The 2,803-nt window shown below is 40.6% G+C and carries 3 protein-coding genes; all 3 read right to left on the minus strand.

What is annotated here, in order from left to right; genetic code table 11:
* The coding region (locus KGY70_20380; GenBank protein MBS3777562.1) for a sialate O-acetylesterase at nt 1-1,121 on the minus strand (1,121 nt) is incomplete at its 3' end.
* Between the two features lie 99 nt (nt 1,122-1,220).
* The gene (locus tag KGY70_20385) at nt 1,221-1,466 is read right to left on the minus strand and encodes a hypothetical protein (protein MBS3777563.1); all 246 of its coding nucleotides are present in this window, start codon (nt 1,464-1,466) and stop codon (nt 1,221-1,223) included.
* Nucleotides 1,467-1,822: 356 nt separating this feature from the next.
* A partial coding sequence (locus KGY70_20390) for a Fic family protein (protein MBS3777564.1) occupies nt 1,823-2,803 on the minus strand: 981 nt, incomplete at its 5' end.

A 2,803-nucleotide genomic window follows, 5' to 3' on the forward strand; every position in this document is an offset into this window, starting at 1 on the left:
TTGTAGCCATAGGTTTGACTGAGCGCATTGAACAGCAGCCTTTCAGCCACCTCTTTCTTCTTCGGCGGATGAATGCAATCGGGCTCCCCGATGTCCAGGGTAACAGCCATACCGGAATTGGGTATCAGATCCAGGCATTCTAATTGTACTTCGCGTATGAAAGCAGAATTTTCAGGGGTGGAAAAGGCTTCGTTTCCGCCATACATGTAGGGTGCAATCTGTACATAGTAAAACGGAAAATTGCCAATCTCCCATCGGTTTCGCCAGTCCTTTACCATCGCGGGAAAAAACTCTTTATACTTTTCGGGCTCCAGGCGGTTGGATTCCCCCTGATACCAGAGCGCTCCCTTTATCCGGTAAGGGATCAGCGGATGAATCATCGAATTGTAAAGTGCGGTAAGAATATGATTGGTGTTTTCTTTGATATCTGTATCTTCCAGATCAACTTCCTGATATTCGTTCATCACTTCCTTGCTGATCCAGGCCTGAACGGAACTGCCTCCCCAGGAAGTGTGGATCATGCCCACCGGCACATCCAGGATCTCCTGCAATTGCCTGCCAAAGAAATAAGCTACAGCACTGAAACCCCAGACATTCTCCGGTGAGGCCTGTTGCCACGCCTCATATTCTTCAACATCTTTTAATGGCGTTTTCGAACCGATCCGGTCTACAGTAAACAGCCGCAAATCAGGATTTGCCGATTTAGCCGTCGCCATCCCGGAGCCATAAGTGGGCTGGCCGGTATAACCCCTGAGGGGCTGCTGCATGTTGGATTGTCCGGAACACAACCAGACTTCCCCGAAAACTACATTTCCGAGGGTAATGTTCGAATCCTTGCTCTTAATCTGAATGGTCTGGGCCTTCTTGCTGTTTGTGGTTTCTACCTCCACACGCCAATCACCGTTATCATCTGCCTGAACGCTCAGATCCTCATTCAACCAGGAAGTTTCAATGGTGATTTTCTCATTCGCATCAGCCCAGCCCCATAACACAACGGTGGCATTGCGCTGTAAGACCATATTGGAGGATACGATGGCAGGAAGCTTCACTTCTGCACGGATGGGTTGGGCCCATAGCATAAGAAAGGCTGCTAATACGGAAATTAAAGTTGCTTTTTTCATCAGGTTAACAATTTATTAAAAGGTTTGAATACAGATTAATTATGAGGTCAAATTTACAAGATTTGTTTGTATCACCATGGAAAATAGAGATTAAAAATATCATCGAAATATCAGTTTGTTCGCCCAATCCAATTCATCCTGTGAGACGGTATGGGGGCGTCCGTCATAAACCTTAAGGTGCACATCGGCATGCAGCTCCTTCAAAATGCGCACGCTTTCATTTACACGTTCCAGGGGTACGTGTGGGTCCGGATTGCCGGTGGAGATGAATATCGGCATGCCGTTGAAGTCGGCTATAGCAACTTTTTCAACAGCGTCTAAATTGATTTCTTGTCTTTTAGGCATTTTTCAACCTCTCTTGAATCATTTCCAATGCCATTTGTTTTTCTCTTACTTTACCAACTCTTATAGAATCGGCCAAAGCTACCAATTCATAGAGATTACTATCTCGCAGACAGGCCTCCGGTAGGTTAGGATGCAGAGGCTCTATTGCCTGACCACGGATATTACCTTTTGCAAATGGCCAAACATAGATTTCGTTACTTGAAATTTGATTTTTTAAAGGAGGGGCTGAATGGGCAGTCTCCAGTCCTCTGGTTAATGGTCCTGGTTGCTGCGGAAAGACATACTGTAGCCCTGATTTTAAAAAATCTAATAATGCTAGTTTGTTAATTGATTCCTTATCGCCTCTGCATTTTTTTCTATCTATTTGTTAGTAAATTAAATAAAGGTTCATTGATATAATAATTTCCGGTTCCTAATTTTTTCTTTTTCAATAATCCATCATCCGCTAACTTATTCAAATAATTAGCTGCCGTTATCCGTGAAACATCCAAATCATTTACTACAAATTCAATTTTTGTGTAAGGATGTTTGAATAAATTGTTCAGCAAATCCTGGCTATAGAATTTATAATGATCACGTATTTTATGTTTATAGCTCATCATGAGATCACTAATCTTTAGAATCAAGTCTATTGTTTCTCTTGAGGTTTGCTCTATCCCATTTATCATAAACAATAACCAATCTTCCCAGGAATCTGTTTCTCTTACTTTTTGGAGCAGACGGTAGTAATCAGGTTTATTTTTAATGATATAGCTGCTTAAATACAAAATCGGAAGATCCTGTAATTTTTTCTGTATCAGGTATAAAATATTGATTATCCTGCCAGTTCTACCATTTCCGTCGTAAAAAGGATGAATACTCTCGAATTGATAATGGATAATTGCCATTTTAACCAACGGGTCTAATTCATATTGGTCGTGGCTATTTATAAATTTTTCCAGATTATCCATTAATCGCTCAATATCTTTGTAATCTTGCGGAGGAGTATAAACTACTTCACCGGTTGCAGAATTTTTCAATTCAGTTCCCGGAAGTTTTCTAAATCCGGCATTGTTTCCTTCCAATTCCTTTTGTATCCTAAAAATGATATTATTGGTGAGAAATCCCTTTTGTAAAATTAATTCAAATCCTTTTCTCACTGCCGCTGCATAATTTTGGACTTCTTTGGCATTTATGGAGGTGAAAGAATCAAAGTTTAACTCTGATTTATATAAATCATCATTGGTGGTGATAATATTTTCAATCGCTGAACTATCCTTTGCTTCCTGCAATCCAAGTGTATTTATAAGTATATTTTGATTAGGTATTTTTGAAGCAATTCCTTTCAACTCTGCCAG

The sequence above is a fragment of the Bacteroidales bacterium genome (assembly GCA_018334875.1).
GTDB lineage: Bacteria > Bacteroidota > Bacteroidia > Bacteroidales > UBA12077 > JAGXLC01.

Bases quoted from the DNA above. Each gene is read 5' to 3' on its own strand.
- KGY70_20385 (MBS3777563.1), bottom strand. From the start codon at position 1,466: ATGCCTAAAAGACAAGAAATCAATTTAGACGCTGTTGAAAAAGTTGCT.